Origin of the sequence: Pollutimonas thiosulfatoxidans, assembly GCF_004022565.1 — a bacterium.
Lineage (GTDB): Bacteria > Pseudomonadota > Gammaproteobacteria > Burkholderiales > Burkholderiaceae_B > Pusillimonas_D > Pusillimonas_D thiosulfatoxidans.
In genome coordinates this window covers 522715-541991 of record NZ_CP022987.1, presented here as the reverse complement: position 1 = coordinate 541991, position 19277 = coordinate 522715, and the positions used below count along the sequence as shown (strand labels likewise).

The 19277-nt window shown below is 60.9% G+C and carries 20 protein-coding genes; 9 read left to right on the top strand and 11 right to left on the bottom strand.

Features of this window, described 5'->3' with window-relative positions:
- Positions 1 to 4: 4 nt before the first annotated feature.
- The 9 genes from holA (at position 5) to CKA81_RS02555 (ending at position 8614) form a co-directional block, all read left to right on the top strand.
- Positions 5 to 1072: a DNA polymerase III subunit delta gene (gene holA, locus CKA81_RS02595; protein ID WP_128353905.1), complete on the top strand. Its 1068-nt coding sequence runs from the start codon at positions 5 to 7 to the stop codon at positions 1070 to 1072.
- An 80-nt stretch (positions 1073 to 1152) separates the two neighbouring features.
- Entirely contained in the window at positions 1153 to 2448 is a 1296-nt protein-coding gene (locus CKA81_RS02590) for a glutamate-5-semialdehyde dehydrogenase (RefSeq protein WP_128353904.1), read from the top strand.
- Positions 2449 to 2461: 13 nt separating this feature from the next.
- Entirely contained in the window at positions 2462 to 2878 is a 417-nt protein-coding gene (locus tag CKA81_RS02585) for a CopD family protein (protein WP_128353903.1), read from the top strand.
- Positions 2879 to 2881: 3 nt separating this feature from the next.
- Positions 2882 to 4303 carry a THUMP domain-containing class I SAM-dependent RNA methyltransferase gene (locus tag CKA81_RS02580; protein ID WP_394342543.1) on the top strand — a complete coding sequence of 474 codons (1422 nt, stop codon included), beginning with the start codon at positions 2882 to 2884 and terminating at the stop codon, positions 4301 to 4303.
- A 118-nt stretch (positions 4304 to 4421) separates the two neighbouring features.
- Complete coding sequence (locus CKA81_RS02575; RefSeq protein ID WP_128353901.1) at positions 4422 to 4610, top strand: hypothetical protein; 189 nt, start codon at positions 4422 to 4424, stop codon at positions 4608 to 4610.
- Positions 4611 to 4731: 121 nt separating this feature from the next.
- Positions 4732 to 5244: an RDD family protein gene (locus CKA81_RS02570; RefSeq protein ID WP_128353900.1), complete on the top strand. Its 513-nt coding sequence runs from the start codon at positions 4732 to 4734 to the stop codon at positions 5242 to 5244.
- A 130-nt stretch (positions 5245 to 5374) separates the two neighbouring features.
- On the top strand, positions 5375 to 6733 hold the full coding sequence (locus tag CKA81_RS02565; RefSeq protein ID WP_128353899.1) for an AMP-binding protein: 1359 nt from the start codon (positions 5375 to 5377) through the stop codon (positions 6731 to 6733).
- A gap of 9 nt (positions 6734 to 6742) precedes the next feature.
- The gene (gene hslO, locus CKA81_RS02560; protein ID WP_128353898.1) at positions 6743 to 7666 is read left to right on the top strand and encodes an Hsp33 family molecular chaperone HslO; all 924 of its coding nucleotides are present in this window, start codon (positions 6743 to 6745) and stop codon (positions 7664 to 7666) included.
- Positions 7667 to 7738: 72 nt separating this feature from the next.
- Positions 7739 to 8614 carry a TadE/TadG family type IV pilus assembly protein gene (locus CKA81_RS02555; RefSeq protein ID WP_128353897.1) on the top strand — a complete coding sequence of 292 codons (876 nt, stop codon included), beginning with the start codon at positions 7739 to 7741 and terminating at the stop codon, positions 8612 to 8614.
- A 19-nt stretch (positions 8615 to 8633) separates the two neighbouring features.
- On the opposite strand, the gene ftsB is transcribed toward CKA81_RS02555, so the two are convergent.
- The 11 genes from ftsB to CKA81_RS02500 all read right to left on the bottom strand — a co-directional run bounded on the left by ftsB (position 8634) and on the right by CKA81_RS02500 (position 19185).
- Positions 8634 to 8960, bottom strand: coding sequence for a cell division protein FtsB (gene ftsB / locus CKA81_RS02550; RefSeq protein WP_128353896.1), 327 nt, complete (start codon positions 8958 to 8960; stop codon positions 8634 to 8636).
- A gap of 38 nt (positions 8961 to 8998) precedes the next feature.
- Positions 8999 to 10285: a phosphopyruvate hydratase gene (eno, locus tag CKA81_RS02545; protein WP_128353895.1), complete on the bottom strand. Its 1287-nt coding sequence runs from the start codon at positions 10283 to 10285 to the stop codon at positions 8999 to 9001.
- A gap of 155 nt (positions 10286 to 10440) precedes the next feature.
- Positions 10441 to 10866: a MarR family winged helix-turn-helix transcriptional regulator gene (locus CKA81_RS02540; RefSeq protein ID WP_228255768.1), complete on the bottom strand. Its 426-nt coding sequence runs from the start codon at positions 10864 to 10866 to the stop codon at positions 10441 to 10443.
- On the bottom strand, positions 10859 to 12472 hold the full coding sequence (locus tag CKA81_RS02535) for an MFS transporter (RefSeq protein ID WP_228255767.1): 1614 nt from the start codon (positions 12470 to 12472) through the stop codon (positions 10859 to 10861). Before CKA81_RS02535 ends, CKA81_RS02540 begins: the two co-directional genes overlap by 8 nt.
- A gap of 91 nt (positions 12473 to 12563) precedes the next feature.
- Positions 12564 to 12851 (bottom strand): DUF1330 domain-containing protein, encoded by a 288-nt coding sequence (locus tag CKA81_RS02530; RefSeq protein WP_128353894.1) that lies wholly within the window; start codon positions 12849 to 12851, stop codon positions 12564 to 12566.
- 9 nt (positions 12852 to 12860) lie between these two features.
- Entirely contained in the window at positions 12861 to 13703 is an 843-nt protein-coding gene (kdsA, locus tag CKA81_RS02525; RefSeq protein WP_128353893.1) for a 3-deoxy-8-phosphooctulonate synthase, read from the bottom strand.
- Positions 13700 to 15352, bottom strand: coding sequence for a CTP synthase (locus tag CKA81_RS02520; RefSeq protein WP_128353892.1), 1653 nt, complete (start codon positions 15350 to 15352; stop codon positions 13700 to 13702). The genes kdsA and CKA81_RS02520 overlap by 4 nt, the downstream gene beginning before the upstream one ends.
- 129 nt (positions 15353 to 15481) lie before the next feature.
- Complete coding sequence (locus CKA81_RS02515) at positions 15482 to 17227, bottom strand: aminopeptidase P family protein (RefSeq protein ID WP_237183413.1); 1746 nt, start codon at positions 17225 to 17227, stop codon at positions 15482 to 15484.
- 122 nt (positions 17228 to 17349) lie between these two features.
- Positions 17350 to 18003: a CoA transferase subunit B gene (locus tag CKA81_RS02510; protein ID WP_128353890.1), complete on the bottom strand. Its 654-nt coding sequence runs from the start codon at positions 18001 to 18003 to the stop codon at positions 17350 to 17352.
- Between the two features lie 2 nt (positions 18004 to 18005).
- Positions 18006 to 18713 carry a CoA transferase subunit A gene (locus CKA81_RS02505; protein ID WP_128353889.1) on the bottom strand — a complete coding sequence of 236 codons (708 nt, stop codon included), beginning with the start codon at positions 18711 to 18713 and terminating at the stop codon, positions 18006 to 18008.
- Positions 18714 to 18744: 31 nt separating this feature from the next.
- Complete coding sequence (locus CKA81_RS02500) at positions 18745 to 19185, bottom strand: acyl-CoA thioesterase (RefSeq protein ID WP_128353888.1); 441 nt, start codon at positions 19183 to 19185, stop codon at positions 18745 to 18747.
- Between the last annotated feature and the right edge of the window lie 92 nt (positions 19186 to 19277).

Genomic DNA, 19277 nt, shown 5'->3' with positions numbered 1-19277 from the left:
CGCCATGGGACGCCGCCTGGACGCCGACACGCTCTTAGCTCAGCTTAAAACAACGCCCGCACACCTGGACCCTCTATACATGGTGTCGGGCGACGAGCCTTTACTGGTCATCGAAACCTGCGACGCGCTGCGCGCTGCAGCCGTGCAGGCAGGCTATGCCGAGCGTGTCAGCCTGATCCTGGATGCACGCAGCGACTGGTCCGCAGTCATCGGGGCTACCCAAAGCGTTTCCCTGTTCGGTGATCGGCGGCTGATCGATGTGGCCATACCCAGCGGCAAGCCGGGCAAAACCGGATCCGACACCCTGTTGCGGCTGGCCGCCATGGTGGATGGCGGCAAGCTGCAAGACACCATCGTTCTGGTCAGCTTGCCCCGATTGGATCGTACGACTCGCAACGCCAAATGGGCGCAGGGCCTGACCGCTAGTGCAACGGCTGTCGAAATCGGCAATATCGAGCGTGGCGCCCTGCCCCGCTGGATCGGCCAACGCCTGGCCCGGCAGCAACAACAATTGGACCCTGCAACGCTGGAGTGGATGGCCGACAAGGTCGAAGGCAACCTGCTGGCCGCCTTCCAGGAGGTCCAGAAGCTCGGCCTGCTTTATCCCGAGGGCAGGATCAGCCCGCAGGATGTGGAACGGGCCGTGCTGAACGTGGCACGCTACGATGTCTTTGGCTTGCGCGACGCCATGCTGGCCGGCAATGCCACGCGCGCCGTCACCATGCTGACCGGCTTGCGCGCCGAGGGCGAGGCATTGCCCTTGGTGCTGTGGGCAGTAGGTGAGGAAGTTCGTGTGCTGGCACGGCTGTCAGCCGCCCAAGCTGCGGGTGAAGACCTTTCGTCGGCAATGCGCCGCTACCGTATTTTTGGCCCGCGCGAGAACCTCATTCGCCAGACCTTGTCACGCCTGCCGGCCAATGCCTGGCCGGCGGCTGTTCAACACGCGCACGACATCGACCGCATCATCAAGGGCCTGAAGGTTGCGGGCCGGCTCGATGACCCATGGGAAGAACTTGCGCGCCTGACCTTGCGTATCGCCGTCAGTCGCAAGCCGCCGCCCCGTGCACGTTGAAGCCGCATACACCGATGGCGGCATTTACTGGGATAATCCCATCATGACCGCTACACCCGCATTGAAAGAAAGCACTTAACATGACACTGAACACCGCAAGCAACCGTCCCGCCAACGACACCCCAGACGCGGTCGACATTACCGACCTGGGCCGCAGGGCTCGCCAGGCATCGCGCGCCATGCGCAATGCCTCGGGACAAGACAAGTCGTTTGCCTTGCTCGCCATGGCCAGACGCCTGCAAGCTCAGCAAGCCGCGCTGCAGGCAGAAAACGCCCGCGACCTTGTCGCAGCCGAGAAAAACGGACTGGACCCGGCCATGTTGGAAAGGCTGCAACTGTCCGACAAAGCCATCGCCACCATGGCCGCCGGGCTGGAACAGATCGCCGCCATGCCGGACCCCATCGGCAGCCTTAGCGCCACGCAGATCAGGCCCAACGGCATGCGCGTAGCGCAGATGCGGGTGCCCTTGGGCGTCATCGGCATCATCTACGAATCGCGTCCCAACGTTACGATAGACGCCGCCGCTTTGTGCCTGAAGTCGGGCAATGCCACGATACTGCGCGGCGGCAGCGAAGCCCTGCATTCCAATATTGCATTGGGCGCCATCATCAGCCAGGGGCTCGCCGATGCGGGCTTGCCGGCCGATGCGGTACAGGTGGTCACCACGCCCGATCGCGCCGCAGTGGGCCAATTGGTCACCATGACCGAATACGTGGATGTCATTGTGCCTCGTGGCGGCAAGGGCCTGATCACCCGGCTTGCAGCCGAAGCGCGCGTGCCGCTGATCAAGCACCTGGACGGCAATTGCCACGTTTATATCGATGCCGCAGCAGATTTGCAGAAGGCCCACGACATCGCGGTGAACGCCAAAACTTATCGCTATGGCATCTGCGGCGCGATGGAAACCCTGCTGGTGCACACCGACATTGCCGAGCAGATACTTCCACGCCTGGCCGCTACCCTGATAGCCAAAGGCGTAGAGCTGCGTGGCTGCGAGCGCAGCCGAGCCATCATCCCGCAAATGTTGACAGCCACCCCCGAGGACTGGGAAACAGAGTTCCTGGCGCCCATACTGGCCGTGCGCATCGTCGATACGCTGGACCAGGCCATCGACCACATCGCCCGCTACGGCTCCGAGCACACTGACGCCATCGTTACCGAAAACCTGCAGGCCGCCGCCCGGTTCCAACGCGAAGTCGACTCCAGCTCCGTCTATGTCAACCTGCCTACCTGCTTCGCGGACGGCTACGAATACGGGCTGGGTGCCGAAATCGGCATCTCGACCAATCGCCTGCATGCACGCGGCCCGGTAGGACTGGAAGGCCTGACCACCATGAAGTGGGTGCTGGCCGGCGAAGGGCAACTGCGCGGCTAGACCGCCATTCTTTATGCTCTGGATCAAGACCCTGCACATTCTGTTTGTCACGTCCTGGTTTGCCGGCCTGTTTTACCTGCCCCGCATCTACGTCAACCTGGCTCAGACAGACGATGCGGGCGCAACGGCCTGCCTGTTGGGCATGGCGCGACGCCTATACCGCTTCATGACGCCATTGGCAGTACTGGCCACGGCCTTTGGCCTATGGTTGTTCGTGGGCTATGGTATTGGCCAGGGCCAAGGCTGGATGCATGCGAAGCTGGCGGGCGTCATCGCTCTGGTGGCCTACCACCTGTACTGCGGTCGCCTGCTCAAGACCTTCGAGCAGGGCGCCAACACGCGTAGCCATCGATACTATCGCTGGTTCAACGAAATCCCGGTTATTTTGCTGCTCATTGTCATCACACTGGTAGTAGTACGACCTTTTTAAAGCCTGAACACCATGTCTGACACCAAACCCGGCAAGACGCTGACTCTGAAGAAGAAACCCGCAGCCGCCGCCCCCGATGCCGAACAGAAGCGCCCCAAGCGCGCCGGCGCTCGCGCCCGGCAGGTCGCGCAACTGGAACGCGAACGCGAGAAAAAGCAGCCGACCCCGGCAGCCCTGCCCGTAGCGGCGCCAGCGCCAGCGCGCGAGGCGGATGAACGTGTGCGCGAGGCTCCGCCACGGCGTAATCGCGAGCGCTCACCGCGCGCGCCGGCCCGCGCTGAAATCTTCCGCGTCTTTGCTCCTTGTCCGCACGGCCTGGAAGATGCCTTGGCCGCCGAGATGCAGGCGCTGGGCTTTGACGACGCTACCCCGGACCGGGCGGGATGCCAGTTTCACGCTGACTGGACCGGCATTTTACGGGCCAATCTTTATTCCCGGCTGGCAACGCGCATACTGGTCGAAGTCAACCATGGGCCTGTGCACCACGAGGACGACATTCTGGACCTTGCCATGGATACGCCATGGGAAAGATGGTTCGGCGCCGAACAGACCTTGCGGGTAGACACCTCTGCCATACGCAGCCCCATGCAAAGCCTGCAATACTGCAATCTGCGGGCCAAGGATGGCATTTGTGACCGGCTGCGCGACCGAGAGGGCGAGCGCCCCGACATCGACACCGTCCGACCGGACGCCCGCGTACATTTGTTCCTTACCGAAGACACCGGCACGCTGTACCTGGACACCTCGGGCGAGTCGCTGTTCAAACGCGGCTGGCGCCTCGAGAAGGGCGAAGCGCCCCTGCGCGAGAATTTGGCCGCCGGCTTGCTGGCACTGGCCGGATGGGACCCCTCTCAAGCCCTGATGGATCCCTTCTGCGGTAGCGGTACCATCCTGATCGAAGCAGCGTGGATTGCGCTGGGTGTACCGGCCGGCATTTGGCGACCCTTTGGCTTCGAGCGTCTGCGAAATCACGATGCGCGTCACTGGCGCGACATCAAGGACGACGCCCGCAGCCATATTGCCACACAACTGGAAAGCCCTATTGTTGGCTACGACCTGGACGGGCACGCCATAGACGCAGCCCGTGCCAACCTGGAGCGCGCCTGGCTGACGACAGACGCCATCCGTTTCGAGGTAGGCGATGCCAGGCATGTGCGACCGCCCGCCGATACCGGCTGGCTTGTTACCAATCCGCCCTATGGCGAACGGCTGGAGCAGGAAGACGACGCACTATGGGCCGACTGGGCGCAAAACCTGAAGCAGCACTACAGCGGGTGGCAGGTCAGCATCATTTCGAGCGATCTGGATTTGCCCCGCCGCATGCGCCTCAAGCCCTTGCGCCGCTACCCGCTGCACAATGGCTCGCTGGATTGCCGCCTGTTCAACTTCGAGATGGTGACTGCCAGCTACCGGAAACCCAAATAGTCGTACTTCTGCAACGCTTTAGTGCAGCGCAGCAAACAACCTTGCTTTTCTCTAGGGTTTACCCCTATAATAGGGTTAACCCTGAACGAAACGTTCATTTCTGAGAGAGGCCAAAGCCATGATCAACGTAAATGCAGACACCCGCTTAACCGACGAACTCGAGCGCCAATTGATGGCACAAGCCATTGAAGATCAGTTCCGCTTTAAGCCTGTTGTGTCACTCAAAAAATTGTTTGCTCGCCTTACTGGCGCTATGGACAGCGTAAAAGCTACCAACACCGGCAACCCGGTGCAGTCAGCCAGCTAATCTTGCGCTGTGCAAGCCGGCGCGGTCAATACCGCGCCCCGAAAGCCGCTATCAGCGGCTTTTTTCTTGTCTGGACCGATTTGTTGGATAATACGGCCTGACCTCCTAACTCCGAATTGCAATGCAACAAAATAGCGCCGCCCCTCCCCTTCGTCTGGCCAGTCGCCGCCGGCGATTTGCCTGCATGATGTATGAAGGCGTGCTGTTGTTCGCGGTGGTGTTTCTGGCAAGCTATTTGTTTGACACCCTGACGCAAAGCCGCAACGGCCTGATGTTGCGGCATGGACGGCAGGCGGCGCTTTTCATTGCTATCGGCATTTACTTTCTTGTTTGCTGGCGCATGCGCGGGCAGACCCTGCCCATGAAGACCTGGCACATACGGCTGTCGGGTGCAGACGGCACCCCGTCCACCCTGCCGCGCCTGATGGCGCGTTACGTACTGGCCTGGGTACTGCCCCTGCTGGCTGCGCTGGGAGTGTTGGGGGCTTCCCGCATCACGGGCTACAGTTCGACGGATCTGCTTATCGTTTTTGCCCCCTTCAGCATCTTCGTCTGGAGCTGGTTCGACCCTGAAAGCCAGTTCCTCCATGACCGCTTGCTGGGCACTCGTCTGCTGGATGTTCAGAAAGTCTAAAGCCTGCCCCGTATAAACCCTAGGGTAATTCGCTTTATCCAACGTAGGGATTGCACAGAATCTTCTTGTCGTTCATGCTTCAGGCTGCAGCAGTTTGCACGCTGCCGTGCCTCCGTTGAATTCAAAGACAATGAACGACCAATATTCGGCGCTGTACTCGTCTTACCACTGGCTAGTCCCTACTCAATTCAACATCGCTGACGCGTGCGCGCATCGGTGGGCCGAAAACCCGCTCGAAGGCAGGCGCATTGCCCTTTTCCACGAAACAGAAACCGGCCGACGCGAAGTCTGGACCTATTCGCGCCTGTCCGACACGGCAAATCAATTGGCGAACGGCTTGGTCCGCATGGGAGTACAGCCGGGCGATCGCGTGGCGGTCGTCATGGCCAAACGCCCCGAGGCGGTCGCGGCCTGCATGGCAGTTTTCAGCGTCGGGGGCATCAGCGTACCGCTGGGCGCCGATGCTAGCGGTGATTTCCTGGCAGCCTGCCTGCACAATGCCGATGCGCGTGTTGCCGTTATTGACGCCATCGCGGGCCCCGGGGTGCTCCAAGCCCAGGCCAAGTGCCCCGGCCTGACGCAAATCGTCGGGGTGGATCTGCAGCATGAGGCCGTCATACCGTGGCGCAGCCTGCTGGCACGCCAGCCTACTGCCTTCCGCAGCGTGGCGACCAGTGCGCACAGCCCTGCACTGCTGCTGTATTCGCCCGGCCTGCTCAGTGTGCCGCAGGGTGTGCTGCTGCCTCACCGCGCCCTGATAGGCGCCATGCCCGGCTTCGTGGCTTCCCAGAACTGGTTTCCCAAGAAAGGCGATGTATTTTGGAGCCCAGCCGCCTGGACAACAGCCGCCGGCTTGCTCGGCACCTTGCTGCCTACGCTGTACTTTGGCCATGCTGTCGTGGGCGCCCCCGGCAGCTTCGACGCCGCCCTGGCACTGGACATCATGGAGCGCTACCGGATTACCAATACACTGCTCACCGCCGAGCAGTTGCAAGCCATGATGGATGCTTATCCCCTGCCACGCGAACGCTTCCACCTCAGTTTGCGTGGTCTGGCCGTGGCCGGCCCAGCCATAGAGCCGATGCTTTTCGAATGGTGCCAGGATGCCCTGGACACCACCGCCAACGCTGCGTTTGGCATGCCAGAAGCGGTCTACCTGATGGGCCAGAGTTTCCGCAAGTGGCCGGCAAAGGCCGGTAGCATGGGCAGGCCTTATCCCGGTCATCAGCTTGCCGTGCTCGACGACCAGGGACAGCCTTGCCGGACCGACGCCGTCGGCGAGCTCGCCGTCCACCGCAACGATATGCATGGCCATCCCGATCCCGCCCTGTTTCTCGGCTACTGGCGCAACCCGGCCGCAACGGAAAACCGATATCTCAACGACTGGTATTTGACTAGCCATCTGGCGCGTATCGATGCCGATGGCGACTACTGGCATGCCGGGCGCAAGCACGCTGCTGCCACGGGGCGCGAGGTACGGATGGGCTAAAATTAGCCCATGACTGACGAATTTAAAAAGTATCTCCTGCCCGACCACAGTACCCGGGTCCAGGCCGTAAGGCTGACCGAATCCTGGCGCACCGGGCTGTCACATCAGCACTACCCCGTGCTGATACAGCAACTGCTGGGCGAACTGGTCTCCGCGGCGGTTCTGCTGGCCTCCAACATCAAGTTCGACGGCTCGCTGGTATTGCAATTGCAAGGCGATGGGCCAGTCGCTCTGCTAGTGGTGGAGTGCACCGCAGACCTTTCCATACGCGCCACGGCCACCCTGCGCGAAGGCCACGAGATCCCTACTGAGGGCGGTCTGCAGAACCTGTTGAACACACAGGGCAATGGCCGCTTTATCGTGGTGCTGGACCCCAATCGCGAAACCACCGACCTGAAACCGTATCAGGGCGTCGTTCCTCTGGAAGGCGACACCGTGGCAGAGGTGCTGCAAGACTATATGCGCGACTCCGAACAACTGGACACCCGGCTGTGGCTGGCCTCCAGCAGCGACCACACCGCAGGGCTGCTGTTGCAGCGCTTGCCCGACCATGGTGGTTTGCAATCCGAAGGCGTGGATGCGCGACAGGAAACCTGGGAGCGCATCAACCATCTGGCAACAACGGTGAAGACGCAAGAGCTGCTCGATCTGGATACCGACACGCTGGTTCACCGCTTGTTCTGGCAGGAAGACTTGATTGCCTTCGATCCTCAGCCGGTACGCTGGCACTGTCCGTGCACCCGAGAGCGGGTCGCCAATATGCTGCGCGCCCTGGGCCGCGAAGAGGTCGAAGACATCCTCAGCGAACGCGAGAAAATTGACGTCGTATGCAATTTCTGCGGCAAGCCCTACGAATTCGATGCGGTAGATTGCGTCAGCCTGTTCGTCGACAACCTGGGGCCGACCCAGGGCGAGGATGGCTCGGTGCATTAAGGGACCTGTTCGGAGCTTCCTTAAGCACTATCCACAATCGACCTCGTCCACAAACGCCAGCACACTGGCGCCATGAGAACGCAACGGGGCACCAGCATGATCGAGTTCACGATCGCAGCGGTGCCGGTATTGTTTCTGGGTTTGGGCAGCATCGAGCTTGCCCGCTGGATGCTGGCGCGCCAGGCTATCAGCCTTGCCTTGCTGCAAGGCGCCCGGGCAGCCAGTACCGGACACGGCCGTCCGCGAGCACTGGAGCAAGCCTTCGAAGACGCCCTGCTACCGCTCTTTGCCGGCGGCAACCGGGCCAGCCGCAAGCTGGCTCAGCAATCGGCCTTTGCCGGCCGCAGCCAACGCAGCGGACTGCCGCCATGGCAGGTCCAGGTGCTTTCACCCTCGCCGCTAGCCTTCCACGACCATGCCGACCCCGCACTACGCATAGCCGGCGCGGCCGGCCGGGCAGCCATCAATAACAACTATCAGTTCGAGCAAGATCAGGGTAAGCGCGCGCGGGGCTGGGTGGAAGGCCGCGGACCAGCCTCGGGCCAGTCGGTCTTTGAGGCCAACACGCTGGTGCTGCGTTTGCAATATTTGCACGAGCCCATCGTACCTGGCTTCAAGGGCTTGCTGTCGGCACTGGGCAATAAAAACGGCGCTTACGGCCAGCGCGCCCTGGCGTCCGGCTACCTGCCCATCATGCACGAAATTGCCCTGGGCATGCAGTCGCATCCCGTCAATTGGGCCTTGCCGGCCAGCGGCAAAATCGTTCAGGGGCTACCCATGCTGCGGGCACCAGATGGCTCGCCCGGCACGCCCGGCCCCACCACCCCGCAGCCGGGCAATCCCTCTACCTTGCTGCCGCCCGGGCCCGCCGATTTACCGGTGCCCGGCGAAGGGCTTGTGCCCGATCCGGGCGATCCCGCTTGCGGACTGACGCTATGCTGCCTGTAAGGCTGGCGGCAGCCGACGTTTAATTACCCTTGCGTTCCGGAATGTCTGGCGTGATCACGGCAGGGCCGTGTTCGTGGGGCGCGAGTATCTGGACGAAGACCTCGCCTTCCCTGATCATGCCTTGTTCCGTACGAGCTCGCTCTTCGATGGCTGCGGTACCCGACTGCAGGTCTTGTACCTCGGCCTGCAGCGCATTGTTACGGGCTACCAGCGCCTCGTTGGTTTCCTGCTGGCTGGCGACCTTGGCGTGCAGTTCCTGTACGCGCAGCCAGCCGCCCTTGCCCAGCCACAAAGGATACTGGGTAATGAGAGTAAGCACGGCCAGGACAAGAAAAAGCAGTCGCATGTTCAAGACAAACAACCCGACCGAAGCCGGGTTGGAGCCTAGCGCAGGTTGTAGAAGGCGTCACGGCCGGGATAGGAGGCCACTTCGGCAAGCTCTTCTTCGATACGCAAGAGCTGGTTGTACTTGGCCATGCGGTCGGAACGCGACAGCGAGCCGGTCTTGATTTGCATGGCATTGGTCGCCACCGCGATATCGGCGATGGTGGAATCTTCGGTTTCGCCCGAGCGATGGGATATGACAGCGGTATAGCCCGCGCGTTTTGCCATCTCGATGGCGGCGAAGGTTTCGGTAAGCGTGCCGATCTGGTTGATCTTGATCAGGATGGAATTGGCGATGCCCTGATCGATGCCTTGCTTGAGGATCTTGGTGTTGGTAACAAATAAGTCGTCGCCCACCAGTTGCACCTGTTTGCCCAACTGGTCGGACAGCAGCTTCCAGCCTTCCCAATCGTCTTCGGCCATGCCGTCCTCGATGGAGATGATGGGGTATTTGTCGCACCAGCTTGCCAGCAGATTGGTGAAGTCCTGCGAGGTAAGCGCCACACCGCCCTCGCCGGCCAGGTGATATTTGCCGTCGCGGTAGAACTCGGTACTGGCGCAGTCCAGGCCCAGCGCGATCTGCGAACCGGCTTCGTAGCCGGCCTCGGAGATGGCCTGCAAGATAAGCTGGATGGCGGCCTCGTGGTTGGACACGTTGGGAGCGAAGCCGCCCTCGTCGCCAACGGCGGTGGACATGCCCTGCTTGTTGATGAGTTTTTTAAGGGCGTGGAAGACTTCCGCACCCATACGCAGCGATTCGCGGAAACTGGAGGCGCCTATCGGCAAGATCATGAATTCCTGCAGATCGAGCGTATTGTTGGCATGCGCGCCACCGTTGATGACATTCATCATGGGTACCGGCATCTGCATGGGGCCGCTGCCGCCAAAATAGCGATACAAGGACAAACCGGAATCGTCAGCCGCGGCACGCGCCACAGCCATGCTGGCAGCCAGGATGGCATTGGCGCCCAGGCGGCCCTTGCTCTCGGTGCCGTCAAGGTCAATCAGGGTGCGATCAACAAAGGTTTGCTCTTGCGCGTCCAGGCCCATCAGGGCCTCGGAGATCTCGGTGTTGAGGTTTTCGACGGCCAGCAACACGCCCTTGCCCAAATAACGTTTGTCGTCGCCGTCGCGCAGCTCGACGGCTTCCCGGGAGCCGGTCGATGCGCCGGACGGTACAGCCGCTCGACCCATTGCACCCGATTCGAGCAGTACGTCGCACTCGACTGTGGGATTACCGCGTGAATCCAATATTTCGCGTCCAATGATATCTACGATTGCACTCATGATTGATGCCTTGCCTGAATGTAAGTTACGCCGGAAAGAAGGTTTGCGTGCCTGGCGTCAGCCGCGATTGACGCGTGCAAGAACAGCCGCAAACGCCCGATTGTACCCGGGCGAACTACGGTGATGTCCAGATAGTCGGGAAAAGTCGTGAAATTTTATGGCATCCGCTTCAGCCGCTGATCGACCGTGTGCAGCATGGCCTCCAACGCCTTGATCTCGGCGGCGGATAGATCGACAAAGGCGTTCTTGATGAAGGCGGTGCGCCGCGGCATGCATTGAGTGACCAGATCCTGACCGGCCGGTGTAAGCGCCACATTGGTCAAGCGATTGTCGTCCGCGTCGCTGCGCCGCGTGATCCAACCCTGCGTTTCGATAGTCTTGATCTGGCGCGTCAGGGCCGCCGGATCCATGAACAGCGTTCGTGCCAGTTGCTTTTGCGAGAGCTCGCCAGACTGATGCAAGGTCAGCAAAATACGCCAGCGCGCCATGGAGTGGCCCAGCTCGGCCTCGAAAGCCGACATCAGGCTGCGGTAGGTCCGGCCCAACTGCTGTATGGCCTGCAGTTCGAGAAAATCACTCAAGCGGCTTCTCCGTTCTGGGCTGCACAGCGCTGCCTGCACTGCGGCTCAGGGTGACCCGCGGCAGTCGGTACACCCACACCAGAGCCACGATGGCCACCAACATCGCAAGGAACAGTCCCGAGTGGATCGCCGATACCAAGGCCAGCCTGGCAAGCTCGATGAAGGATTCACCATTGAGCCCCTGGCGAAACAGCGCCCCCATGAAATCGCTTTGTATGGCATGGTTAACCAGCACCTGAGGGTCTTCCAGTTGGGCGATCCAGGTGGTGCCTTCCCCTTGCGGAACCGCCTTGCGCACACTTTCCACATAATAATGACTGACCACTGTGCCCACGATGGCGGTGCCCAACATCCCGCCTATCATGCGCATGGACTGCAGCATGGCGGTGGAAATCCCCAGTAATGAGCGCCCCGCAGTCTCCTGAGCGAACACCGTCAGGTTAGGCATCACAAAACCCAACCCGAGGCCGGCCATAACCATATATGCAATCAACAGGGGCACCGGCGTGGTGTGCTGCGCGGACGATAGCGTGGCGCAGGCCACCACCAGCAAGGCAAAGCCGGCGTACAGCATGTGATTGGGGCGTGAAAGCCGGACAATGATGCGCGCATTCAGGACGCTGCCTATGGTGATGCACACCACCAGGGGCGTAATCAGCAATCCGACCTGCTGCGGGTTCGCCCCGAACCCGCCTTGCATCAATAGTGGAAGATAGAACAGCAGGGCAAACATGATGAAGCCGACAAACACCGACATCGAAAAAAGTGCGGCCAGGCTTTTGTTCTTGAACATGTCCAAGGGGATCAAGGGTTGCGGGCATCGCTTTTCCCAGTAGACGAGCGCGGCGAACACCAGCAAGGTGCCCAGCCCCAACAGCACCATGGGCAGGTTGGCGCCCTGCTGAGGCAGGAACTGCACGAACATCTGCAAGCCGCCCAAACCCAGGGCGACGAGTATCGCGCCCTGCCAGTCCAGGTGGATAGCGCCAGTTTGAACTTGCCGGATGTGGGGCAGAAAACGCCATATAAAGAACAGGCTCGCTATGCCGATCGGGACGTTGACATAGAAAACGGATCGCCAGCCGGCGTTCTGGGTCAGCAGGCCCCCCAGCGAGGGACCAAACGCATTGGCAATGCCAAAAGCCGAGCTGAGCAATATCTGCCAGCGCAGGCGTACATGCGAATCGGGAAAAAGGTCGGGAACGCAGGCGAAGGCGGTACCTATCAGCATACCGCCGCCCACCCCTTGCAACCCTCGGGCCAACACCAGTTGCAGCATGGTGTTCGACATGCCGCACAGAATGGAGGCAATCGTAAAGACCACAATGGAGGCGACCACAAACGGCTTGCGGCCATAGTAATCGCCTAATCGACCGAAGATCGGTATGGTAATGACCGACGCCAGCAGATAAGAGCTGGCTACCCAGGCGTAGAGCTTGAAGCCATTCAGCTCGGCAACGATAGTTGGCAGGGCCGTACCAACGACGGTCTGGTCAACGGCTACCATCATCGTGACAAAGCACAGCCCCAGCATGGCGAGCAGCGATTGGCGGACCGACAGCATGCGACCGGACTCGGGGGCGTTGAGAGGTTCGATGGACGGCATTGGTGGACTTATCAACGATTGACTAGTCAATCATTTTAATCCCATATCGCATGCCTCGACAAGACGACTGCGTTGTGCCAAGGCCGGTAAGCTACACGCCTTCGACGATATACATATGCATGATGGCCGCACGTTCGCGGGCATTGCGCGCGCGGCGGTACTGCGCGGAGCTATAAAACGCCCGCGCTGCGGCCATGCTGGTAAATTGCAGTACCACAGTGCGCCCCGGGTCGCGCCCTTCGAGGACCTCGGTCTTGCCCCCGCGCACCAGCACTTTTACATCATGGGCGCGCATCGCCAGCGTGGAGAACCGACGATACTCTTCGTATTTTTCCGGGTTGCTGACGAATACGTTGGCAATGATATACGCAGTGGACATAAGGACTCGTCAGGAAAGTACGCCGCTGGACTTGACGCAGCGGTCTATGTTTTGCAGCGATTCCAGCAAGGCCGCCATCTCGTGCAGCGGCACGGCGTTGGGGCCATCGGACAGCGCCTGATCCGGGTTGGGATGCGTTTCCATGAACAGGCCCGCGATACCGACCGCCACCGCTGCGCGCGCCAATACCGGTACGAATTCGCGCTGACCGCCCGAGGTCGTGCCCTGCCCGCCCGGCAATTGCACGGAGTGGGTGGCGTCGAAGACGACAGGCGCCTGTGTCTCGCGCATGATGGCCAGCGAGCGCATGTCAGACACCAGGTTGTTGTAGCCGAAAGACGCACCGCGCTCGCAAACCATGATGTTATGGCCGTCGCCGCCCGCCTCGATCGCCGCCGCGCGCGCCTTGGCCACCACCTGCGCCATATCGTGCGGCGCCAGAAACTGGCCCTTCTTGATATTGACCGGTTTAAGCGTTGCCGCGCAGGCGTGGATGAAGTCGGTTTGTCGGCACAGGAATGCGGGCGTCTGCAGCACATCGACCACGGCCGCCACAGCCGCGACCTGCTCGGTGGTGTGCACATCGGTCAGCACCGGCACGCCCAACTGGGCGCGCACGTCGGCCAATATCTGCAAACCTTCATCCTGGCCCGGACCGCGGTAGGACTTTCCGGAACTGCGGTTGGCCTTGTCGAAAGAGCTTTTATAGATGAAGGGTATGCCCAGCTTGCCGGTTAACTCGACCAAGGCGCCGGCGGTATCAAAGGCCATCTGGCGCGATTCGATCACGCAAGGACCGGCAATCAAGAAAAAGGGCTGGTCGAGCCCGGCTTCAAATCCGCATAACTTCATGACTGTTCCTTGCGCCGCTCCTGATAGTCGATTGCAGCACGGATATAACTGGAGAACAAGGGATGCCCGTCGCGCGGCGTGGAGGTGAACTCCGGGTGGAACTGCACGCCCATGAACCAGGGGTGATCCGGCAGTTCCATGATTTCGGGCAGGTTCTCGGTGGGTGTGCGCGCACTGATCACCATACCGGCCTCTTCCAGTCGCGACACATACACATTGTTGACTTCGTAGCGGTGACGATGGCGCTCGTTGACTTCATTGCCGTAGATCTCGTTGGCACGCGTGCCCGGCTTGACCGGGCAACGCTGCGCGCCCTTGCGCATGGTGCCGCCCAGGTCGGAGGTTTGATCACGCTTCTCGATCTTGCCTTCGCGATCCTGCCACTCGGTGATCAATGCCACTACAGGGTGCGGCGCTGACGGATCGAACTCGGTGCTGTTGGCGCCGCCCAGCCCCACCACGTGACGGGCGAATTCCACCACGCCCAACTGCATGCCCAGGCAGATGCCCAGGTAAGGCACGCCGTTTTCTCGGGCGTAGCGTATGGCCTTGATCTTGCCTTCGGTGCCGCGCTTGCCAAAGCCCCCCGGCACGAGAATCGCGTCCAGGCCTTCCAGGCAGGCTACGCCGTCGGTCTCGATTTGCTCGGAGTCCAGGTACTCGATCGCCACGCGCGAACGGGTATGAATGCCGGCATGCACGAGCGCCTCGCTAAGCGACTTGTACGATTCGGTCAGGTCGACATACTTGCCCACCATACCGATGCGAACCTCGTGCTCGGGGTTTTCCCAGGCGTCGACCAAGCGGTCCCACATGGTGAGGTCCGCAGGCGGAGGCGTCAGCGCCAGCGCATCGCACACCAGATTGTCCAGCCCTTGCTTGTGCAACATGGACGGAATCTTGTAGATGGAATCGGCATCCCATACGGAAATGACGGCGTCCAGCGGCACGTTGGAGAACAGCGAAATCTTGGCGCGCTCTTCTTCCGGGATGGGACGATCCGCGCGGCACAGCAAGGCGTTGGGATAGATGCCGATTTCGCGCAACTGCTTTACCGAGTGCTGCGTGGGTTTGGTCTTGAGTTCGCCGGCCGAGGCAACAAAAGGCACCAGCGTCAGATGGACAAAGGCGGCATTGTTGCGACCGAGGCGCAAGCTCATTTGCCTTGCGGCTTCAAGGAAAGGCAGCGATTCGATGTCGCCTACCGTACCGCCGATCTCGACAATGGCGACATCGGTCGCGCCATCCCAGGCTGACTTTGCGCCGCGTGCGACGAAGTCTTGAATTTCGTTGGTAATGTGGGGGATGACCTGCACGGTCTTGCCCAGGTAATCGCCCCGCCGCTCTTTGCGCAGGACCGATTCGTAGATCTGCCCCGTCGTGAAGTTGTTCACCTTGCGCATGCGCGTGGAGATGAAGCGTTCGTAGTGGCCCAGATCCAGATCCGTCTCGGCGCCATCTTCAGTAACGAAGACTTCGCCGTGCTGGAAGGGGCTCATGGTGCCCGGATCGACGTTGATGTAGGGATCCAGCTTCAGGAGGGTGACGCGCAGTCCCCGCGATTCGAGGATGGCAGCCAGAGAAGCAGCAGCAATGCCCTTACCCAGAGAGGATACGACTCCTCCCGTGACAAATACGTATTTAGTCATTATGTGCATGCCCGGGCGACCGGGCAGGAGCGGGAAATTTGGATTATAGCCGGGAGCCGGCCGCTTATTTTCCGTACCGCTTGAAATTTCTGGTTTCAAGCGGGCGACGGCGCCTGCGAACGTGCGTGATCAAAGGGCAGCCGTGCGCTCTGTCAGCCACGCCAAGGCGTCTCCGTGCAGCAGTGGCGACAGGCGGCGACGCACCTCGTCGTGGTAAGCATTGAGCCACTCGCGTTCCGCTGTGGTCAGCATCGCCACCTTGATGCATCGGGTGTCGATGGGACACAGCGTCAGCGTTTCGAATTTCAGGAACTCACCGAACTCCGTTTCGACCGCCGGGACGGCCACCACCAGGTTTTCGATCCGTATGCCCCATCGCCCGGGCCTATACAGACCCGGTTCGTTAGACGTGATCATGCCTGGCTCCATCGCCATATGCGGTGTCACCGTGGCACGATAGGCAATAGACTGCGGCCCCTCGTGGACATTCATGAAATAGCCGACGCCATGGCCGGTGCCATGGCCGTAGTCCGCGCCGGTCTGCCAGATCGGCATGCGGGCAATCGCATCCAATAGCGGTGACGCAGTTCCGCGGGGAAACACCGCCTGCGACAAGGCAATCATGCCCTTGAGCACGGCGGTGTAGTCGCGTTTCTCGTCATCGCCCAGCTGCCCCACCGGCACCACACGTGTGATGTCGGTGGTGCCCCCAAGATACTGTCCGCCCGAGTCGATCAGCAACAGGCCATCGCCTTCGATGACCGCGTGCGCGCCTTCGGTGGCGCGGTAGTGCGGCATGGCCCCATTGGGGCCAAAAGCCGCAATGGTGTCGAAACTGGTCGTGACGAAATTCGGACGCCGCGCACGAGCTGCGGTTATTTGCTCGTCAACGGTTAATTCCGTAATGCGCTCGCGCCCCAGTGTCGACTCGAACCAGGCGAAAAACTCGCATAGTGCGGCCCCGTCCTGCTCCATGGTGCGACGTACATGCTCGATCTCTGCCGCGTTCTTGCGTGACTTGAGCAATTGCGAGGGGTTGATGGCTTCCGCCTTGCCGACGAATGCGGCAGCTTGCAGGCTGGCAAGCGTGCTGCGCGCCGGGTCGACAAGCAGGGTCTGGTCTTCAGGCAGGCAGGCCAGCACGGAGGCCGCCTGCTCGTAGGGCAAGGTCTGCACGCCGTCGTGTTCCAGACGCTGCATGAGCGCGGCATCCACTTTTCCGCAAGCAATGAACAACTGCGCGCTGTCCGGCCCTATCAACAAATAAGACAGAAACACAGGATTATGCGGTACATCCGCACCGCGCAGATTCAGCAGCCATGCAATATCATCAAGCGTGGACAGCAGATGCCACTGCGCTCCGTGTTCCGCCATCGCGGCTCGCACGGCCTTGAGGTTGCCGGCGCGCTCGCGGCACGCGTAAGGCGGCAAATGCTCGTAAACCGGCGCATGCGGGGCAGAGGGCCTTGAAGCCCAGATATCGTCCAGCACATCTACGCTGCAGTCCAGCGCGATGCCTGCATCGGTCAGCGTCTTTTGCCACTGGCGATGGGCCTGCACGGCCAGCACCTTGCCATCGATGTTGACCCGGCTGCCGGCGGGTAGCGTGTCAGCCAGCCACCCGGCCGGCGGCGGCACGTCGGGTGCGCCGGCGCGCATCACTTCGATACCGGTGCCCGCCAGCGCATTGCCTGCCTGCTCCCAATAGCGGCTGTCCGTCCACAGACCGGAAAAGTCAGCCGTCACCAGCAGCGTACCCGCCGAGCCATCGAAGCCGCTGAGCCATTGCCTGCCTTGCCAACGCTCGGGCAGGTACTCGGACAGATGCGGATCCGATGACAAGATCACGCAGGCGTCGATGGCGCGTATCGCCATGGCGCTGCGCAATGCCTGGATACGCTGGGAAAAAATGGACGGATGCACGTCGTTCCTTGATGATGAATGACAAGGCGCCTGTCCCGGATGGGCAGGCGCCGTTATTTCCAGACCTGAAAAAATCAGGAAACGCTGGAAACGTCCAGCTTGGCGGCCGTCTTGGCCTTGATTTCGTCCACGGTAACCCCGGGGGCGATTTCAATAAGCTTCAGGCCATCTTCGCCGACTTCCATGACGCCAAGGTCGGTAATGATCAGGTCGACCACCCCTACCCCGGTCAGCGGCAGGGTGCACTCGGGCAACAGTTTGATGTCTTCCGTACCGTCCTTCTTGCGGGCGACGTGATCCATCAGTACAACGACCTTGCCCACACCCGCGACCAAGTCCATGGCGCCGCCCATGCCCTTGATCATCTTGCCCGGAATCATCCAGTTGGCCAGATCGCCTTTCTCGGAAACCTGCATGGCCCCCAGGATGGCCAGATTGATCTTGCCGCCCCGGATCATGGCAAACGAGTCGGCCGAGGCGAAGATCGAAGAGCCTGGCAAGGTTGTGATGGTTTGCTTGCCGGCGTTGATCAGATCCGCGTCGATTTCGTCTTCGGTTGGAAACGGCCCGATGCCGAGCAATCCATTCTCGGACTGCAACCAGACTTCCACGCCCTTGGGCACATGGTTGGCGACCAGTGTCGGCATGCCGATACCCAGGTTCACATAGAATCCATCTTCCAGTTCACGGGCAGCGCGCGCTGCCATTTCATCGCGATTCCAGGCCATTGTTAAGCTCCTTGCGTGTTACGGACGGTGCGCTGTTCGATGCGCTTCTCGGGGTTGGCGTTGAGCACGATGCGGTGCACGTAGATACCCGGCAGATGAACCTCATCCGGATCAAAGGCGCCTGTTTCGACGATCTCTTCGACCTCGACGATGGTGATCTTGCCGGCCATGGCTACGTTCGGGTTGAAGTTGCGGGCCGTCTTGCGAAATACCAGGTTGCCGCTGCGGTCGGCCTTATAGGCCTTGACCAGCGAGACGTCCGTAACAATGGACCGTTCCATGACGTACTGTTCGCCGTCGAACTCGCGAATTTCCTTGCCATCCGCCACCATGGTGCCCACACCCGTGCGTGTGAAGAAGGCCGGAATACCCGCGCCACCGGCACGCAGTTTCTCGGCCAGGGTGCCTTGCGGCGTAAATTCAAGTTCGAGTTCGCCCGCCAGGAACTGGCGTTCGAACTCTTTGTTCTCGCCCACGTACGAGGCGATCATCTTCTTGATCTGGCGGGTGCTCAGCAATTGGCCCAGGCCGAAGCCATCAACGCCCGCGTTGTTGCTCACGCATGTAAGATTTTGAACGCCCGAATCGCGCAGTGCCGCGATCAGCGCTTCGGGGATGCCGCAAAGCCCGAAGCCCCCAACGCCTATGGTCTGGCCGTCGGCAACGACGTCTTTCAGCGCATCCTGGGCGCTTGCGTAGACTTTATCCATTAGTCCTATCCTTAATTAACATTGAAAATATTCAGTAGGTAAGAGCGCTGGCCAACTGGGCAAGCTCCTGGGGGTCCCAGGCTGCCGATTTGCCGCTGGCTGCGTCCACACAAACCAGCACATAATTGCCTCTGGCGTAGATTACACCCGGTTCATCCTCGCGCTCGAGGGAGACCTGCATATCAAGGCTGGATCGCCCCACCCGCTTGAGCGTCTGGGTGACCACCGCCACGGCCGGATACATCAGGGGTTTCAGAAAATCGCAGGACACGTGGGCCAACACCCCCACCTTGTCCGACGGCATCACGATGCCGGCTCGTGCCAGCAGTCGCACGCGCGCCTCTTCGAAGAAACGCAGATATACCGTGTTATTGACGTGGTTGAGGGCGTCGAGATCGCCCCACCGCACCGGCATGGCCGTATGAAATACGCCGCCCAGCGGCGGTAGTGAAGAGGAAACGCTTGCTGGCATGTGCTAACACCCTACGCGGTCATCAGTGCAACAATCAGTATAACTGCGCTGATCAGGCGCCGTTGGCCCGACGATTCGATACGCAGCAAACT

What these genes read in the sequence shown, in the direction of transcription:
- holA (WP_128353905.1), top strand. Translation starts at nt 5, where the DNA reads ATGGGACGCCGCCTGGACGCCGACACGCTCTTAGCTCAGCTTAAAACA.
- CKA81_RS02590 (WP_128353904.1), top strand. Translation starts at nt 1,153, where the DNA reads ATGACACTGAACACCGCAAGCAACCGTCCCGCCAACGACACCCCAGAC.
- CKA81_RS02585 (WP_128353903.1), top strand. Translation starts at nt 2,462, where the DNA reads ATGCTCTGGATCAAGACCCTGCACATTCTGTTTGTCACGTCCTGGTTT.
- CKA81_RS02575 (WP_128353901.1), top strand. Translation starts at nt 4,422, where the DNA reads ATGATCAACGTAAATGCAGACACCCGCTTAACCGACGAACTCGAGCGC.
- CKA81_RS02570 (WP_128353900.1), top strand. Translation starts at nt 4,732, where the DNA reads ATGCAACAAAATAGCGCCGCCCCTCCCCTTCGTCTGGCCAGTCGCCGC.
- CKA81_RS02565 (WP_128353899.1), top strand. Translation starts at nt 5,375, where the DNA reads ATGAACGACCAATATTCGGCGCTGTACTCGTCTTACCACTGGCTAGTC.
- hslO (WP_128353898.1), top strand. Translation starts at nt 6,743, where the DNA reads ATGACTGACGAATTTAAAAAGTATCTCCTGCCCGACCACAGTACCCGG.
- CKA81_RS02555 (WP_128353897.1), top strand. Translation starts at nt 7,739, where the DNA reads ATGAGAACGCAACGGGGCACCAGCATGATCGAGTTCACGATCGCAGCG.
- ftsB (WP_128353896.1), bottom strand. Translation starts at nt 8,960, where the DNA reads ATGCGACTGCTTTTTCTTGTCCTGGCCGTGCTTACTCTCATTACCCAG.
- eno (WP_128353895.1), bottom strand. Translation starts at nt 10,285, where the DNA reads ATGAGTGCAATCGTAGATATCATTGGACGCGAAATATTGGATTCACGC.
- CKA81_RS02535 (WP_228255767.1), bottom strand. Translation starts at nt 12,472, where the DNA reads ATGCCGTCCATCGAACCTCTCAACGCCCCCGAGTCCGGTCGCATGCTG.
- CKA81_RS02530 (WP_128353894.1), bottom strand. Translation starts at nt 12,851, where the DNA reads ATGTCCACTGCGTATATCATTGCCAACGTATTCGTCAGCAACCCGGAA.
- kdsA (WP_128353893.1), bottom strand. Translation starts at nt 13,703, where the DNA reads ATGAAGTTATGCGGATTTGAAGCCGGGCTCGACCAGCCCTTTTTCTTG.
- CKA81_RS02520 (WP_128353892.1), bottom strand. Translation starts at nt 15,352, where the DNA reads ATGACTAAATACGTATTTGTCACGGGAGGAGTCGTATCCTCTCTGGGT.
- CKA81_RS02515 (WP_237183413.1), bottom strand. Translation starts at nt 17,227, where the DNA reads ATGGCGATACGCGCCATCGACGCCTGCGTGATCTTGTCATCGGATCCG.
- CKA81_RS02510 (WP_128353890.1), bottom strand. Translation starts at nt 18,003, where the DNA reads ATGGCCTGGAATCGCGATGAAATGGCAGCGCGCGCTGCCCGTGAACTG.
- CKA81_RS02505 (WP_128353889.1), bottom strand. Translation starts at nt 18,713, where the DNA reads ATGGATAAAGTCTACGCAAGCGCCCAGGATGCGCTGAAAGACGTCGTT.
- CKA81_RS02500 (WP_128353888.1), bottom strand. Translation starts at nt 19,185, where the DNA reads ATGCCAGCAAGCGTTTCCTCTTCACTACCGCCGCTGGGCGGCGTATTT.